Annotated in this window: 14 protein-coding genes and 1 tRNA gene; 8 read left to right on the forward strand and 7 right to left on the reverse strand. The window is 58.6% G+C overall.

The window, feature by feature from the left end:
- Nucleotides 1-67 precede the first annotated feature (67 nt).
- The 5 genes from BQ5361_RS07595 to BQ5361_RS07615 all read left to right on the forward strand — a co-directional run bounded on the left by BQ5361_RS07595 (nucleotide 68) and on the right by BQ5361_RS07615 (nucleotide 6,695).
- Nucleotides 68-901, forward strand: a complete 834-nt coding sequence (locus tag BQ5361_RS07595; RefSeq protein WP_022063724.1) for a 2,3,4,5-tetrahydropyridine-2,6-dicarboxylate N-succinyltransferase — start codon at nucleotides 68-70, stop codon at nucleotides 899-901.
- A 58-nt stretch (nucleotides 902-959) separates the two neighbouring features.
- Nucleotides 960-3,896, forward strand: a complete 2,937-nt coding sequence (locus tag BQ5361_RS07600; RefSeq protein WP_035473507.1) for a PCMD domain-containing protein — start codon at nucleotides 960-962, stop codon at nucleotides 3,894-3,896.
- Nucleotides 3,886-4,875: an outer membrane beta-barrel protein gene (locus tag BQ5361_RS07605; protein ID WP_035473505.1), complete on the forward strand. Its 990-nt coding sequence runs from the start codon at nucleotides 3,886-3,888 to the stop codon at nucleotides 4,873-4,875. Before BQ5361_RS07600 ends, BQ5361_RS07605 begins: the two co-directional genes overlap by 11 nt.
- Nucleotide 4,876: 1 nt before the next feature.
- Nucleotides 4,877-5,605, forward strand: coding sequence for a biotin--[acetyl-CoA-carboxylase] ligase (locus BQ5361_RS07610; RefSeq protein ID WP_035473503.1), 729 nt, complete (start codon nucleotides 4,877-4,879; stop codon nucleotides 5,603-5,605).
- A 64-nt stretch (nucleotides 5,606-5,669) separates the two neighbouring features.
- Nucleotides 5,670-6,695 (forward strand): 4-phosphoerythronate dehydrogenase, encoded by a 1,026-nt coding sequence (locus tag BQ5361_RS07615; protein ID WP_022063728.1) that lies wholly within the window; start codon nucleotides 5,670-5,672, stop codon nucleotides 6,693-6,695.
- 77 nt (nucleotides 6,696-6,772) lie between these two features.
- Here BQ5361_RS07615 and BQ5361_RS07620 read toward each other — a convergent pair whose 3' ends face one another.
- Nucleotides 6,773-7,702, reverse strand: a complete 930-nt coding sequence (locus BQ5361_RS07620) for a hypothetical protein (protein WP_035473501.1) — start codon at nucleotides 7,700-7,702, stop codon at nucleotides 6,773-6,775.
- A gap of 177 nt (nucleotides 7,703-7,879) precedes the next feature.
- Between BQ5361_RS07620 and BQ5361_RS07625 the strand changes: the two genes are divergently transcribed.
- Entirely contained in the window at nucleotides 7,880-8,743 is an 864-nt protein-coding gene (locus BQ5361_RS07625) for an enoyl-ACP reductase FabI (RefSeq protein WP_035473499.1), read from the forward strand.
- Nucleotides 8,744-8,902: 159 nt separating this feature from the next.
- On the opposite strand, the gene BQ5361_RS07630 is transcribed toward BQ5361_RS07625, so the two are convergent.
- Nucleotides 8,903-8,977, reverse strand: a tRNA-Pro gene (locus BQ5361_RS07630).
- Between the two features lie 190 nt (nucleotides 8,978-9,167).
- Here BQ5361_RS07630 and BQ5361_RS07635 point away from each other — a divergent pair.
- Complete coding sequence (locus BQ5361_RS07635) at nucleotides 9,168-10,283, forward strand: AI-2E family transporter (RefSeq protein ID WP_022063730.1); 1,116 nt, start codon at nucleotides 9,168-9,170, stop codon at nucleotides 10,281-10,283.
- A gap of 27 nt (nucleotides 10,284-10,310) precedes the next feature.
- Here the strand turns inward: BQ5361_RS07635 and BQ5361_RS07640 are convergent, their stop codons facing one another.
- The 5 genes from BQ5361_RS07640 to BQ5361_RS07660 all read right to left on the reverse strand — a co-directional run bounded on the left by BQ5361_RS07640 (nucleotide 10,311) and on the right by BQ5361_RS07660 (nucleotide 14,112).
- The gene (locus tag BQ5361_RS07640; RefSeq protein ID WP_161940442.1) at nucleotides 10,311-10,973 is read right to left on the reverse strand and encodes a hypothetical protein; all 663 of its coding nucleotides are present in this window, start codon (nucleotides 10,971-10,973) and stop codon (nucleotides 10,311-10,313) included.
- Between the two features lie 255 nt (nucleotides 10,974-11,228).
- On the reverse strand, nucleotides 11,229-11,525 hold the full coding sequence (gene hpf / locus BQ5361_RS07645) for a ribosome hibernation-promoting factor, HPF/YfiA family (protein WP_022063732.1): 297 nt from the start codon (nucleotides 11,523-11,525) through the stop codon (nucleotides 11,229-11,231).
- 94 nt (nucleotides 11,526-11,619) lie between these two features.
- Nucleotides 11,620-12,534, reverse strand: a complete 915-nt coding sequence (locus BQ5361_RS07650; protein WP_035473494.1) for a tyrosine-type recombinase/integrase — start codon at nucleotides 12,532-12,534, stop codon at nucleotides 11,620-11,622.
- A 135-nt stretch (nucleotides 12,535-12,669) separates the two neighbouring features.
- Nucleotides 12,670-13,395 (reverse strand): polyprenol monophosphomannose synthase, encoded by a 726-nt coding sequence (locus BQ5361_RS07655; protein ID WP_035473492.1) that lies wholly within the window; start codon nucleotides 13,393-13,395, stop codon nucleotides 12,670-12,672.
- Nucleotides 13,396-13,536: 141 nt separating this feature from the next.
- On the reverse strand, nucleotides 13,537-14,112 hold the full coding sequence (locus BQ5361_RS07660) for a YdeI/OmpD-associated family protein (RefSeq protein ID WP_035473490.1): 576 nt from the start codon (nucleotides 14,110-14,112) through the stop codon (nucleotides 13,537-13,539).
- A 159-nt stretch (nucleotides 14,113-14,271) separates the two neighbouring features.
- On the opposite strand from BQ5361_RS07660, the gene tgt reads away from it, so the two are divergent.
- Complete coding sequence (gene tgt / locus BQ5361_RS07665; RefSeq protein ID WP_035473487.1) at nucleotides 14,272-15,399, forward strand: tRNA guanosine(34) transglycosylase Tgt; 1,128 nt, start codon at nucleotides 14,272-14,274, stop codon at nucleotides 15,397-15,399.
- Nucleotides 15,400-15,439: the final 40 nt, after the last annotated feature.

The raw sequence follows: 15,439 nt of genomic DNA on the forward strand, positions 1-15,439 counted from the left end.
GGAAAAAATGGCTAATTTTACACCTGTTTACACCCGAATATCGTTTTATCTCAAAGAAGATATGATTATGGAAAACTTAGGCCATGAAGAGCTGAAGGGGCTGATAGAGAAGGTATGGGAAGACCATACGCTCCTTCGGAACCTCGAAACGCAGGCTGCGGTGAACGAAGTGGTCGAACTGCTCGACAAGGGCGAACTGCGTACCGCCGAACCGGACGGGGAAGGAGGCTGGAAGGTGAACGACTGGGTAAAGAAGGCCGTGATACTCTACTTCCCGACACGGGAACTGCGCCAGACCAACGCAGGCGAAATGGAATACAACGACAAGATGGACCTCAAGCGCAACTACCGGGAACTCGGCGTACGCGTCGTACCCCCGGCTGTGGCGCGCTACGGCTCCTATCTGGCACGGGGCGTAGTGATGATGCCCTCTTACGTCAATATAGGCGCCTACGTGGACGAAGGCACGATGATAGATACCTGGGCCACGGTCGGCTCCTGCGCCCAGATAGGCAAAGAGGTGCACCTCAGCGGAGGAGTAGGCATCGGCGGAGTGCTCGAACCGGTACAGGCCGCTCCCGTCATCGTCGAAGACCACTGCTTCATCGGTTCGCGCTGCATCATCGTGGAAGGGGCCCGCATCGCACGGGAGGCGGTCATCGGAGCCGGTACCGTGATAACGGCATCCACCAAGATAATCGACGTATCGCAGCCGGAACCCGTCACCTACAAGGGCTACGTTCCGCCGCGGTCGGTGGTCATACCGGGCAGCTATCCCAAAAAGTTCGCCGCCGGGGAGTACGGCGTACCGTGCGCCCTCATCATCGGACAGCGCAAGGAGAGTACGGACACGAAAACATCGCTCAACGACGCCCTGCGCGATTTCGACGTACCGGTATAGTCCGGCGCCGCCTGTCCGGCGGTGACAATGCAACAGTTATAACGTACAGACGCGATTCATGAAAAACTTCAAATTCTTTCCGGTATTATTTCTCGCGCTGCTGCTGGCCGCATGCAGCGACATCGACGGGCTGAACGACTACAATGCCGTCTTCTCGTTCGAAATAACGGAACACAAAGGTACCGACGGCGAAATCGTGATAGGCGAACCGGTCATGGCCGGCAACACCATCCGCATCCCGGTGCTGCACGGCATTCACAACTTTCCGCTCTATTTCAAGGGGCAGCCGCACTTCGAGAATCCGATAGACCGCGTTACGGGGCTCGATTTTAACGACTGGATAGAGATAGACCTCGAACGCGGGGGCGAGAGCGGAAACGAACCCGTCCTCGACGAAAACGGAAATTACATCTTCCAGGAGCCCAAATTCTACGTACAGGCGCTCAGCGGGATGCCGCGGGAATACACGTTCAAAATCGACTATACCGCCACCAGCAGCGACGCGGAGATATTCCCGCAGGTAACCTTCGCAGAAGTGCCCGAGGGAAGCATCGTGGCCGACCTGCTGACGGTCACTGACAGCGATGTACCCGAAGAGGGGAATATGGTGCTGGCCAACATCGTCGCACCGCAGTTCCCGCTGACGCTCACCCCCGAATTCAGCCTCAGCGACGGAGCCACACTCGAAGGCAACGGCACTACGCCGTACGAATTCGGTTCGGCGGACGAGCGGCACAGCTTCACGGTGGTGGCCCGCGACGGTACGGAAAAACGGTGGACGTTCGGTCTGGCCGTCCTCCCGGTCGTCAATGCCAACAGCGCCGAGGTGGACGAAGCCGCCCTCGCGCTCACCAACCTGGCGGGATTCTCCGCCGAACCGGGCAGTAAAGGTTTCTCTATCGAGGAGCACCGCTTCTCCGCATCCACCGGCGCCGCAGGTACCGAAACCGCCGCGACTTCCGAACCGGCCAAAACGGCAGCGCTCTCCGGCAAGGGAGGAAACGCCCTGCAAAAAGCGACCATCCGGCACGGCCGCCCCGCAGAGGCAGACACACCGACCGCCGATACGCTCAAACTCTATATCAACACCTCCTCCGGCACGCCGTTCCCCATCAGCATCGACATGGCGATACCCCTTCCCGACGGCGTATCGCTCGTCGGCGATGTAAGCGACATGTCGTTCCCCGACATCGGGAGCGAGCATACCTTCTGGCTGCTGGATACGGTGGACGGCATCGCACGGCGCTGGATAGTGGCCCTCGAAGAGTACAACTCCCCCGTGGCCACGGTTCTCGACTTCTCCTATGAATACACGGCCTCCGAGGTACGGGAAAATTCGCTTTCCGACCCCAAGGTACCGGCCATCGTGATGGATGCCGACCGGACGGCCGACATAGACCCCGTGAACCGGTGCATCTACCTGCGGGCGGTGGAGATACACAAACCGAAATACGCCTCGTTGGACCCGTGGGAACTGAGCCTGACAGTGGACATCAGGATAAGCAACGGAGCATCGCTGGTCAACGTGAGCAACTTCGACTGGACGGGCACCGACTCCTGGAAAAACCCGAAAACTTTCGGGGTGAAGGCTTCGGACGGCACTGTCTATGAATGGAAAATCATCATCCGCGACTGGAGCGACGGCGAACCGGAGGCTTCCGACGAATGCGAACTCTACGGAGTAACGCTTAAAGAGGTACGTCCCTACACCGTGGAACTCGAAGCGGAACCCCTGACAATAGACTACGATAACCGCACCATCACGCTGAATCTCACCAAGGACGACAACGGCTATCCGCTCTCGGTGGCTGTCGACTACCAGCTTTCGGACTACGCACGCATCGCCACGCAAAACGGCGGCCGCGACCCGCTGGTATTCGATTCGCCGGAAGCGGTGAATGAGGTGGAGGTCGTCTCCGAAAGCGGAAAGAACAGCGAAATGTGGACATTCCGGCTCCGCCCGCCGCTGAAAGAGACGGGAACCGACGTAACCTCCTTCCGCATCGTCTCCTTCTCCGAGAGCGGATTCAACGCGGAACTCGTCGGCATCGATACCGACAATGCGGTGGTGACCGTGAATTTCCTGCAAACGGGACGGTTCCCCGTGACGATGAACATACGCATGGGGCTCTCCTACAAGGCCACGAGCACCATCATCGACCAGTACGGTGCCGGCGCAGTCGAATTCGCCCGGGTGGAGGACAAACCGTTCACCGTAACCGCACAGAACGGCGAGACACGCGAATGGACGCTGCGCACCACCTACATGCCCCAGCTCCAGAACGCCGACTTCGAACGCTGGGCCAACCTGCAGACACCCCTCCCGAAAGGCATCAAGGGCAGTCCCTACTGGGCATCCGCCAACATGACCTCTCCCGTGGTAGTCGAAGGCACCACCCAGACGGAAGGGGCACCGGGACAGGGCAAGGCAGTACAGATGGAGACCAAGAATACCATCATCGGCAAACTCGCCGCCGGTTCGCTCTTCCTCGGCTGGTTCGACGACTCCAACCCCATGGGGAACATGAACGACCCGGCCGTCATGATGTTTTACGGTATCCCCTTCTCCTCCAACCAGCCCATCAAAGGGATGCAGGTGGATATCCTCTACCACCCGGGCAACGGACCTTCGAGCGACTCCGGTTCGCTGGCCATCGAACTCATCCGGCAGCGCGACCTCTCCCAGGAACTCGAATATCACGGCGCGAATCCCGACGGGACGTGGCACTCCAAGAACAACGCCGACCGGGTAGCGCGCGGCCACTCCATCGTAGCCACCCAGGCAGGCACGCTCGACAACGGCGATACGGCCGACCTCGTCGTGCCCGACAACACCTGGCAGACAGTGTTCGTCCCGCTGGAATACGACGGCGCCTACCCTGCATACACCCACCTGACGGTCACTTTCTCCTCCTCGTCCAAAGGCGACTCCTACAAAGGTGCCGTAGGCTCCATACTGAAAATCGATAACATCCGGTTAATCTATGAAGAGTAAACACCTCACGCTATATGCCGCGCTGCTGCTGGCCGCTGCGGCCGGCACCTCCAGCGCCTACGGCCAGGCGCCGGAGCCCGCGGACATCGTACGGACATGTCCCGCTGCAAACACCGCCCTTTCCTCGACGGCCGAAGAAGAGGGACCCGCCCCGGCACAGGAACGGGAAAAGGCATGGCACCAAACGGTCCTTCACTCCAAGCCCGTCCCGACCGAAGAGCGCACGGCAGAGAAACGCCGCACCGAACAGCCGAAATACGCCTTCGGCGTACACGTCGGCGTAGACTTGGGTGCCGCCGCCCCCTGGCCCCCCGCCCACATGCGGGGCGGGGCCATGAAGATGAGCGCAGTCCCGAAGCTGAGTCCCTCGCTGGGCCTCTCCTTTACCGCCCACATGCCCTACCGGCTGTCGCTTACGGCAGAACTTACCTACAAACAGGTCGGCATCGACGCCGAAGCGTGGGTATCCGGACAGCAGTTCAGGATGCCTAATCCCGACGGCGAGGATTTCATCACGCGGTTCCGTGGAACGGCCAACGTGGTCATGAACTTCTCCATGTTCGAAATACCGATCTACGTCGGATACAGCTTCGGCGGCGGACGCAGCCGGATATACCTCGGCGCCTACTACAGCTACATACTGAAGAGCCAGTTCAATACCACCCCCCTCAAAGGACTCGTGGAGAATCCGAACGACCCGTCGAAACCGCCCATCATGGTGACGCCCGACAGCCCCGTACCGCCGGACGCGATGCCCGTTTTCAACGACTACCTCGGGAAATGGGATGCAGGCATGCTGCTGGGATACGAATGGCAAATCGTCCCTCGCGTCAAGATGACCGCCCGTTTCTCGATGGGATTCAAGGATATCTTCCGTCGCGGCAGCAACTATCTCGAATACAAGATGCTGCACATGCGGGGAACGGTAGCGGTCAGTTATGCGTTCCTCCGGTACAACGACAAGCCTTTCCGCAAATAAGATGCTTCGGGGAGAGACGACGGTATTGGAAACGTGCGGTTCGACCAATACGGAGGCCGCCGACCGCAGCCGCTATGCCCACGGAGACACGGTAGTGGCCATACGCCAGACTGCCGGGCGGGGACAGCGCGGACACCGGTGGGAGAGCGTGCCGGGCGAGAACCTCACGTTCAGCATCGTTCTCGAACCGACCTTCCTCGCTGCGGGAGAGCAGTTCCTGCTCTCGGAAGCCATCGCGCTCGCCGTAACCGATACCTTACAGGAGTACGGCATCGGTGCAGCCATCAAGTGGACCAACGACATATACGTCAACGACCGGAAAATATGCGGCATGCTGCTGGAGCACAACCTCGACGGCACACGACTCGCACGTACGGTAGCGGGCATCGGACTCAACGTCAATCAGGAACGTTTTCCCGCATGGATAGCCAACCCCTGCTCCATACGCACGGAGACGGGAATACGGCACGACGTCATGGAGGTCTTCGCCAAACTGTACGGCCACCTTTCGATGCGCTACGGTATGCTGGAGGAAGGACGGGCCGACCGGATAAGCGACGACTACAACACCCTGCTCTACCGCCGCGGAAAGCCGTCGCGCTTCTTCCTGCCCGAAGAGGGCGAAGTCATCGGCACGATATGCGGCGCAGGACCCGACGGTCGGCTGACGGTAACCATCGACGGGAAAGAGCGCGGCTTCCTGTTCCGGGAAATCGAGTTCGTTATCTGAAACCATTCATCCGAACCCTCCCCGGCGCCTCTCGGGAAAATACGCAAACGCCCATAGAAATACGATGAAAATAGTAGCCGACGACAAGATACCTTATATCCGCGGCGTATTCGAACCCTACGCCGACATAACCTACCTGCCGGGCAAGGCCATCACGGCCAAAGAGGTCAAGGAGGCGGACGCGCTTCTGGTTCGCACACGAACCCGCTGCGATGCGGCACTGCTGGCCGGTTCCTCCGTCCGTATGGTCGCCACCGCAACGATAGGCACCGACCACATCGACCTGCCATGGTGCGCCGCCCACGGGATAAAGGTCGTCTCCGCTCCGGGCTGCAACGCCGGCGGGGTACTCCAATGGGTAGCGGCCGCACTCGCCCGCACGGTCGGCGAGGCATCTCCCGCCGGTTTGACGCTCGGCATCGTCGGCATCGGCCACGTCGGTTCGCTCGTGGAACAGTATGCCTCCGCATGGGGATTCCGGGTACTCCGCTCGGACCCGCCGCGCGAAACGGCCGAGAAGCTGGGTCCCGCCGATGGTTACGTACCGCTCGACGAACTGGCCGCGCACTCCGACATCGTTACGTTCCATGTCCCGCTGCACGCCGAAGGCCCCCATCCTACGGTGCATCTGGCCGGCGAACGTTTTTTCTCCGCCCTCAAGCCGGGAGCGACACTCTTCAACTCTTCCCGCGGCGGCGTCGTGGACGAAGAGCAATTGAAACGCGCCATGGCAAGCGACCGGTGCGCGTGCCGCATCGATACGTGGGAGAACGAACCGGCCATCGACCGCCGGTTGCTGGATGCGGCCCTGTCGGCCACACCGCACATCGCAGGCTACTCCGAACAGGGCAAGGCCAACGCTTCGGCGGCCGTCGTGGCCGCTGCGGCCAAACACTTCGGCCTCCCGCCGGAAGGATGGTACCCGACCGGCGTGACGCAGGTCGGACGCAGACCGATAAGCTGGGCGGAGATGCGTGCGACCATCACGGACTATTTCGACATCGACGGCCAATCACGGACGCTCAAAGCGGCACCGGAACAGTTCGAGACTCTCCGGGAAGAGTACATATTCCGACAGGAGTATTTCTGACAGTACAGCCATATGCGAACGATGCGGGGACCGGTGAGGGTCCCCGCATCGTATATACATTTGTGACAGCCGAAACGTCACTGCGCCCGCCGAGGGGTATAGGTACGGTCGTACACCACCTGCTCGCCGGCTTTGAGTACATTGAGCGTCAACGTATAGCTGTCGCTGTGGAACACGGACCTTATCGTCACTTCGCCGGCGGCAAATCCGGCATCTATACGCGCCTGCTTCTCCCTGTCCTTGTTGTCATTCTCCATATCGGGCGTCTCTTCCGTACCGTCCGTCCACGCAATCACGGCGCTGTCGCAGGCAAGCATCAGCGAGTCCCACGTCGTGATATGATGATGCAGCAGCAGGTAGTGCATATAGAAACCGCTGCCGCGCGAAACATCCGCCCCTTCCGTCTGCAGTATCCTGGCAAGCCTGCCGTCAGTGAACTGGAAGCCCGTCACGATATTCGGCTGACCGGACTGCAGGGGGTCATATACCATACCGACCAACGCATCTTCGCCCTGCGCCGTCAGTCCCGGATAGTTGAGCTCCGTCTCCTGCATACTGTCGCCCCAGAAGGAGCGGAGCACATCGCAGGGTACAACCTCGATACGGGCCTCGCCGGTCACATCCGCCGACAGAGCCCCCCCGGCATCGGGCGCACCGAATATATACCGTGCGGTACAGCTTATCACATAACTGCCGGCCGCAGAAGGCGCCCTGAAATCGTACGATTCCACGGTGGGTTCCACCGGAGAGGTACGGGTAACGTCCGCAGCTACCTGCTCCGCAGCCGGACGAATACCCCACAAATATTCCACCGAAGAGATGTTATGCCCGTCGGCGGGAATGACGCACGTCGCCGTGAAGGGCTGGCCCGTACCGATACGTTCGCGGTTTACGGTAACAGGTCCTATGCTCTCGGGGGCCCGACCGTGGTCGGTCAAATCCACAGGCTCGCAGCCGGAGAAGACGATAGCCGCGGCAAAGGCGGCGATATGGATAAACTGTTTCATATTCCAATCTTTTAGCAGCTCCCGTCGTTGGGAGAGTGCAAAGATATTCAAAAAACCGTACATACGTATAAACGATTGCAGACACGGCCACCCGTTCGCCTGCAGCCGACCGCTTCCATTGCCGCAAATCGGAAGGAAGTTCGTATCTTTGCGTACATTCAATCAATACGGAAACTTATGCCTTACAATCTGCTGAAAGGAAAACGCGGCCTGATATTCGGTGCCCTCAACGACAAATCCATCGCATGGAAGGTAGCCGAACGCGCCCGCGAAGAGGGCGCGGAGCTGGTACTGACCAATACTCCGGTCTCCATCCGCATGGGCAACATCGACGAACTCGCCCAGCGGTGCGGAGCCGTCGTGATACCCGCCGACGCCACCAGCGTCGAAGACCTCGAAAACCTCGTGACGAAAGGGATGGAACACCTCGGTGGAAAATTCGATTTCGTCCTGCACTCGATAGGCATGTCGCCCAACGTACGCAAAGGACGGACTTACGACGACCTCGATTACGACTACTACCACAAGACGGTGGATATCTCGGCCATCTCGTTCCACAAGGTGATACAGACGTGCCGCAAGTTCGACGCCATCGAGGAGTGGGGTTCGGTCGTGGCGCTGACCTACATAGCCGCCCAGCGCACGCTGTACGGCTACAACGACATGGCCGACGCCAAAGCGATGCTCGAATCCATCGCCCGCAGCTTCGGCTATATCTACGGCCGGGAAAAGAACATCCGTATCAACACGGTCTCGCAGTCACCCACTCCCACGACCGCCGGCAGCGGAGTGATGGGTCTCGAAAACCTGATGGATTTCGCCGAACGCATGTCGCCGCTGGGCAACGCCACCGCGGCGGAGTGCGCCGACTACATCATTACGCTCTTCTCCGACCTCACGCGGAAAGTCACCATGCAGAACCTCTACCACGACGGAGGATACTCCAGCATGGGCATGAGCATGCAGGCGATGCACATCTACAACGAGGGTCTCGAATACCGCGACGTCAAGAACGACAAGTCGCGCCGCCGCAACAAATAGAAGACGCCCGCCACAAACGCATGGGGGAGAGGTTTCGGCCTCCCCCTTGATGTCATACGACTATACCGGCCTCTCTTCCCCGCCTTATGGCGACAGAAACCCGGCAGCAAGCAAACAACAAGCCGCGCAGGCTGTCGTAAGACAACCTGCGCGGCTCCGTCGGGATGACTGGACTCGAACCAGCGACCTTTGGTCCCCCAGACCAACATTCTAACCGGACTGAACTACATCCCGCCTTCAATCGAGGTGCAAATATATCCTATTTTTTATAAAAAAGCAAAAAATAAAAAAGTTCCTGCCGCAAAAGAATCCGTTTTTGGATTGGTTTTTGTTCGTACATCCCTGTCGCACGGAAGGTTGCAGGACACCCATCATGCGGCACCGCAATATTTTACGCAAGGTCTCACACGCAAAATTTCCGCTTATGGCAGAACTCGACGACACCATCCGCAAGAACAACCTGTTTTTCCGGCAGCTCCTCTTCCTGTCGGTACTGATACTGATGGGAGTAGTCATGCTCAGGGAGCTCTCCTTCATAATAGGTTCCTTCCTCGGGGCCATTACGCTCTACATCGTGTTCCGTCCTCTGCAATACCGGCTCATCGACCGGTACCGATGGCGTCCATGGCTCGCCTCGCTGCTGCTCGTGTTTCTCGCACTGCTCGTACTCGCGGGACTGCTTTTCGGCGTATTCCGGGTCGTATCCGCCGAAATCATCAACATCGACTTCAAAAGCCTGCTCTCCGGGCTCGACAACGTGGTGGAGAAGATAAACCGGGAACTGCCGTTCAACCTCATCCCGGCCTCCTACCTATCCGACTCGTCGGCCTACCTGACGAAAGCGGCGGGTTCCATCATCAACACCACGTACAGCTTCGTCATCAACATCCTGTTCACCATCATCATCCTCTATTTCATGCTGGCCAACGCCCGGACGCTGGAGCGCCGCCTCGGCCGCTACAATCCGTTCAAGGGCGACAGCCGTGCAGTGGTGACGAAAGAGGTATCCGATATCATCTACAGCAACGCAGTCGGCATCCCCATCATCATGCTCGGCCAGGGATTGACCGCCGCCCTGATTTACTGGCTCTTCGGAATCCAGCATATCGCCTTTTGGGCCTTCCTTACCGCCATCGCCGGATTGATACCGGTCGTCGGCTCCATCATCGTCAGCGTGCCGCTGGGTATCTCCATCATCATGCAGGGACATCTGTGGCAAGGTATTCTACTGATGCTCTGCGGCATGCTGGTCATCGCCAACGTAGATAACCTCATCAGGATATTCCTCAATAAGAAGATGACCGACACGCATCCGCTGATAGTCATATTCGGCGTCTTCATGGGGATTCCCCTGTTCGGTTTCTGGGGTATCATATTCGGCCCGCTCCTCATATCCATCTTCCTGCTGCTCATAAAGATATACTATCACGAATTCAAACTGATGACACCGCAGGAGATAAAGGAGGAACGGATGGACGAGCTTTCGGCCAAAAGCGGCCAGGGACGCAAGGGGCTGCGATTCGGCAAACGGAGAAAGTGATGCCCGCCGTCGGTCTGCGAAGACGGCTCACTTTATCTGCCGATAGGATACAAGCCAATAATCATCGTCGTATCCTGTCCGGCAGACCGTCATCGTCGAAGTGGAGTACGTCAGGTTGTTGATATAGTTCTTATCCCCCTGTTCGCTGCCATTAAGCAACAGGTACCTCTCATTCAGAAAGTCGTCGAGCTGTGCCGTCTTATCCTTGCCGACGGTAATGTTGGCAGCGACCAGCCGGTTATTGGAGTCGAATTCATACGATTTGAACGAATTCACCGAAGAGACGAGGTCGTACGTCAATACGTTGTTCTCCATCTTGTCCGGCAAACCGAGACGATTGACCACCTGTTCCCGGGTCATGTTCCAGCTCAGGTCTTCCATCGGTTCGTCGTACAGGTCGGAACGCCCCCGGACTGTCACGGAAACCGATGCGTTGTTGGCCGTGATGCGCGTCTGGCCGATTCGCAGACCCGATATGCGTCCCCTCTCCACGGTGGCAACGAATTCGTTGTCGCTGCGCCACGCCACATTATCGGGGTCGCCTGTCTCCACATAGACAATCTGCGTATCGCCCGTACGCATTTCGAGCGCATACTTGTCCAGCGTGATATTGTTGTAATTGCTCTCTTGCTTGCACCCGGCCAGCAGCACTGCGGGCAGTGCTGCCAGCGTCAATACGAACTTTCTCATGCCCATGCCTGATATACGATATTCGTTCTTCATTTTTCTCTGCTTTATCCCTAAGACGCCGGAAACAACCTCTTTGTTGCATACTCCGCCGAAAAAACCTCTTTCCGCAAATTTATCAAATTTTACTTAAAAGCGGGGCGCTTTCCCGTTTTATTGTGCTCCGGCCCGCCGGGGCAGACGGCCGCCAGCGTCCGGACCGATAAAAAGAGCCGCCCCGGTCAGGGAACGGCCCATGCCTGCGTGGCTGTCAGGAGATTATTTGGCGTAACGTTCCTTGTGTTTCTCTATCTGCTTCTTCAGCGCATCTATGGCATTGTCCACCGACTCCTCGAAACTTTTGCTGCGGGCTTCCGCCACCAGGTCGTCACCGGGAACCTCTATCCGGATAATGGCCACCTTGTTACCTTTCTCGTTGTCCTTGTCGAGTTTGAGGATGACATCGGCCCCTGTCGCACGCTCTATGAAACGGTCGAGTTTAGCCATTTTTGCCTCTACGAATTCGATGAGCTTCCTGTCGGCATCGAATTTAACTGCCTGAATCTGTACGTTCATAACTAATCCTCCTAACTTTAAAGCACCCGAAGGCGCCGTTTATCTTTTCGGTACAGGCTTCCGGCCCGACCGGTTCTCTCCTGCAGAGACGGCATCACTTGCGGTTCCCGCGGGGGTGTGCGCCGGCATAAACCTCTTTCAACTGCGCAATGCTGTTGTGGGTATAGACCTGCGTGGCATTCAGGGAACCGTGCCCCAACAACTCCTGTATCTCCCGCAAATCCGCCCCACCGTTCATCAGGTGGGTAGCGAACGTGTGCCGCAGGACGTGCGGACTCCGCTTACCTTGTACTCCGAGCGCCGTCAGCTCCCCGCGCACGATACGGTAAACCTCCGTTCTCGAAATCCGCCTCCCTTGCTCTGTTAAAAATAACGCTTTTTCTCCGGATTTGCAAATATCGTCCCGTTTTATCGCTGCCATATATTCGAACAACCGCCGCCTCAGTTCCGGGACGACGGGCACCATCCTTTCCCGGTCGCCCTTCCCCGTCACATGCAGTTCACGGAACTCCGGACCGAAATCGGTCCGGTCTATCGCAATCAGCTCCGCAAGCCTTATCCCCGTAGCGTACAAAAAGAGTACCACCAATGCGTCGCGCATACTGCGGAAATCCGTCGCCTCCTCCATCTCGGCCGACAATTCGCCGACAAGCGCCGCCATCCGCCCCTCCGGTATAAACGACGGGAGCAGGGCAGGCGTCTTGAGCGACGAGACTTTCGCAAAGGGATTCCCCGCAACAATCCCCTCCCGCAGCAGGTATTTGAAGAAAGAGCTGCAGGCGGAGAGCATCCGGTTGATACTCGACGGCTTCAGCCCGCTTTCCGAAAGCGCCACTATCCACTCTCGAATATCGTCGGCAGTCAGCAGCGACGGGTCGAACGTTCCCTCCTCCGTCCCGAGAAAATCGAGCAGCATCCCGATGTCGCGACGGTAGCTCTTCACCGTATTGGGCGAATAGCGCCTGACGCGCTCTATGTAGGCGAGATATGCTTCCGCGAGGTCGGTCATGACAAAAAAGATTAAACAGAACCCCTGTCGGCACGCTTACGGACGCGAAGCATCCGTAAGAACGCCCCTCTTTTTACAGGATAACGGCAACAGGGGCCGTATATTTCATCCGCCGCGTTTTTTACCGCAGACGCATCAGGGTCGGACGGCTGGTCGTATCTTACGGAAACGCAGCTTTATCACCCCCCAGAACGCTTCTCCGAAGATGCCGCTGCTCATCTTCGACACCCCGGCCGTGCGGTCCATGAAGATGATGGAAACCTCCCGGATACTGAAACCGAGACGCCATGCCGTATATTTCATCTCTATCTGGAAACCGTAGCCTTTCATCTGTACCGCATCGAGGTCGATGGCTTCCAGCACCTCGCGGGAATAGCAGACGAATCCGGCCGTTGCGTCGCGGACGGGCATTCCCGTCACGGTACGCACATACGACGAGGCACAGTAGGACATCAGCAACCGCGACATGGGCCAGTTCACCACGTTCACCCCCTGTATGTAACGCGAACCCACCACGACGTCCGCCCCGCCGAGAGCGGCACGGTAAAGGCGCAGCAGGTCGTCCGGATTGTGCGAAAAGTCGCAGTCCATCTCAAACACGTAGTCGTACCCTTCGGCAAGCGCCCATCGGAAGCCCGTCAGGTAGGCGGTACCCAGGCCGAGTTTGCCGGAACGCTCCAATAGAAAGAGCCTGCCGGGAAACTCCGCCTGTCTGCCGCGCACGATATCGGCCGTCCCGTCGGGCGAGGCATCGTCGATGACGAGCAGGTCGAACGCTTCCGGCAACGAAAAAACCTTGTCAATCATGGCCGACACGTTCTCCCTTTCAAGATAGGTCGGTATTATCACGAGTTTTCGCATGTATGGTCAAGCTATTGGTCAGTTCCCCGAAGACAAACTTACGGAAAATCGCCGGAATAAACGAACGCAAACTCGGGAAATAATACCCGGCCGCCGTTCGACCGGACATCCGCCGCCGGCTCCTTCCGCCGGCCCTCCTCCTCAACGACTCAACAGCCTGCCGTTGTCGTTCCATTCGCCGTAGAGAATCCCCGCACGGGTACATTCGACGAACTTCTCCAGCCTGCGACGGAAAAGTTCCGGTTCCTTCCGTTTTATCCGGATGGTGTCTATCCTTACCCGTCTGTAAAGTTCGGGCAATCCGCAGAAATGTTCCCAGACGACCGGGTCGGCACGCAACGCCCGCAGGATATCCTCGTCCGCGACGAATCCCGCCTGCGTCATATCCGGCAATACGGCACGCCCCGCATCGGTCATCAGCCCCAGCCGCTCCAGCCTCCGGCATCGCTCCTTGTTCAGCTCCGACCAGGCACTGCCCGGACGGCGGGGACACAGCCGCTGCACCGTCGCTCCCGACGGGAGCTTTTTCACCGTGCTGTCAATCCAGCCGAAACACAACGCCTCCTCCACGGCATCCACATACCAGAATGTGCCGTCATCGACCGGCCGACCCCGCCTGACCGCCACCCAGCACTCCTTCTCCCGCCGATGATTCTCCGATAGCCATGCCCGAAGCTCCCGCCGGGACTTCGCATCCAACAGATTCCTTATCTCCATCAACCAAACGCTCTCCGTTTTCCGTCTCCAAAGGTATGGATAATCCGTGAGACCGAAAGAATGCTGTTCCGAAATCGGGGAAGCGGGAGGCTTTCGTGCTGTAAATGGAGCGGAATTGCTTACCTTTGGGAGCGAAAACCAAAGCCTCGTCAAGCAGCAATGACTTTTGAAGTGGAACACAGGGCGGCAGGCAGCGCGGCCCGGGCGGGACGGTTCACCACCGACCACGGAACCGTCGAGACTCCCGTCTTCATGCCGGTCGGCACGGCCGCGAGCGTCAAAGGCGTTTTCCACCGCGACCTGGCCGAAGCGGGAGCGCGCATCATCCTCGCCAACACCTACCATCTCTACCTGCGGCCGGGCATGGAGGTCATCGAAGCGGCGGGAGGCGTCCACCGTTTCTGCACATGGGACAAACCGATGCTGACCGACAGCGGCGGTTTCCAGGTATTCTCGCTCGCGCAGTGCCGCAAGCTGACCGAAGAGGGGTGCCGTTTCAGCTCCCATATCGACGGCTCGCGCCACCTCTTCACCCCCGAAAACGTCATCGACACCCAGCGCACCATCGGAGCCGATATCATGATGGCATTCGACGAATGCCCCCCCGGCGACTCGCCGCGCGACTATGCGGCAAAATCGCTGCTTCTCACCCAACGCTGGCTGGAACGCTGCTTCGAACGCTATGCCGCCACTGCGCCGAAATACGGCCACAGACAGTCGCTCTTCCCCATCGTACAGGGGTGCACCTATCCCGACCTGCGGGCCGGAGCGGCGGAGTTCGTGCAGCAGTTCGGTGCGGACGGCTATGCCATCGGCGGCCTCGCCGTCGGAGAACCCGCCCCGGTGATGTACGAGATGATAGAAATCGTGAACGGCATACTTCCACAGGACAAACCCCGTTATCTGATGGGGGTGGGAACTCCGGTGAACATCCTCGAGGCGATAGACCGCGGCGTGGACATGTTCGACTGCGTGATGCCCACCCGCAACGGACGCAACGGGATGCTCTTCACTTCGGAGGGCATCATCAACATCCGCAACCAGAAGTGGCGCGAGGACTTCTCGCCCATAGACCCCATGGGACACTGCTTCGCGGATACGCTCTACTCGAAAGCCTATCTGCGTCACCTGGCCGTTTCGGGTGAGATGCTGGCGGCGCAAATCGCATCGCTGCACAACATCGCCTTCTACATGTGGCTCGTGGACGAGGCACGGCGGCGCATCGCCGACGGCACTTTCGCGGAGTGGAAACGCGGGATGGTTGTAAAATTGACACGGAGGTTGTAACTTTGGCTTGTTTCCCGGTCGGGAAGCACCTTTTGCGACA

The sequence above is a fragment of the Tidjanibacter massiliensis genome, assembly GCF_900104605.1.
Classification (GTDB): domain Bacteria; phylum Bacteroidota; class Bacteroidia; order Bacteroidales; family Rikenellaceae; genus Tidjanibacter; species Tidjanibacter inops.

Coding starts and splice junctions, on each gene's coding strand:
- BQ5361_RS07595 (WP_022063724.1), top strand. CDS start 68: ATGGAAAACTTAGGCCATGAAGAGCTGAAGGGGCTGATAGAGAAGGTA.
- BQ5361_RS07600 (WP_035473507.1), top strand. CDS start 960: ATGAAAAACTTCAAATTCTTTCCGGTATTATTTCTCGCGCTGCTGCTG.
- BQ5361_RS07605 (WP_035473505.1), top strand. CDS start 3,886: ATGAAGAGTAAACACCTCACGCTATATGCCGCGCTGCTGCTGGCCGCT.
- BQ5361_RS07610 (WP_035473503.1), top strand. CDS start 4,877: ATGCTTCGGGGAGAGACGACGGTATTGGAAACGTGCGGTTCGACCAAT.
- BQ5361_RS07615 (WP_022063728.1), top strand. CDS start 5,670: ATGAAAATAGTAGCCGACGACAAGATACCTTATATCCGCGGCGTATTC.
- BQ5361_RS07620 (WP_035473501.1), bottom strand. CDS start 7,702: ATGAAACAGTTTATCCATATCGCCGCCTTTGCCGCGGCTATCGTCTTC.
- BQ5361_RS07625 (WP_035473499.1), top strand. CDS start 7,880: ATGCCTTACAATCTGCTGAAAGGAAAACGCGGCCTGATATTCGGTGCC.
- BQ5361_RS07635 (WP_022063730.1), top strand. CDS start 9,168: ATGGCAGAACTCGACGACACCATCCGCAAGAACAACCTGTTTTTCCGG.
- BQ5361_RS07640 (WP_161940442.1), bottom strand. CDS start 10,973: ATGAGAAAGTTCGTATTGACGCTGGCAGCACTGCCCGCAGTGCTGCTG.
- hpf (WP_022063732.1), bottom strand. CDS start 11,525: ATGAACGTACAGATTCAGGCAGTTAAATTCGATGCCGACAGGAAGCTC.
- BQ5361_RS07650 (WP_035473494.1), bottom strand. CDS start 12,534: ATGACCGACCTCGCGGAAGCATATCTCGCCTACATAGAGCGCGTCAGG.
- BQ5361_RS07655 (WP_035473492.1), bottom strand. CDS start 13,395: ATGCGAAAACTCGTGATAATACCGACCTATCTTGAAAGGGAGAACGTG.
- BQ5361_RS07660 (WP_035473490.1), bottom strand. CDS start 14,112: ATGGAGATAAGGAATCTGTTGGATGCGAAGTCCCGGCGGGAGCTTCGG.
- tgt (WP_035473487.1), top strand. CDS start 14,272: ATGACTTTTGAAGTGGAACACAGGGCGGCAGGCAGCGCGGCCCGGGCG.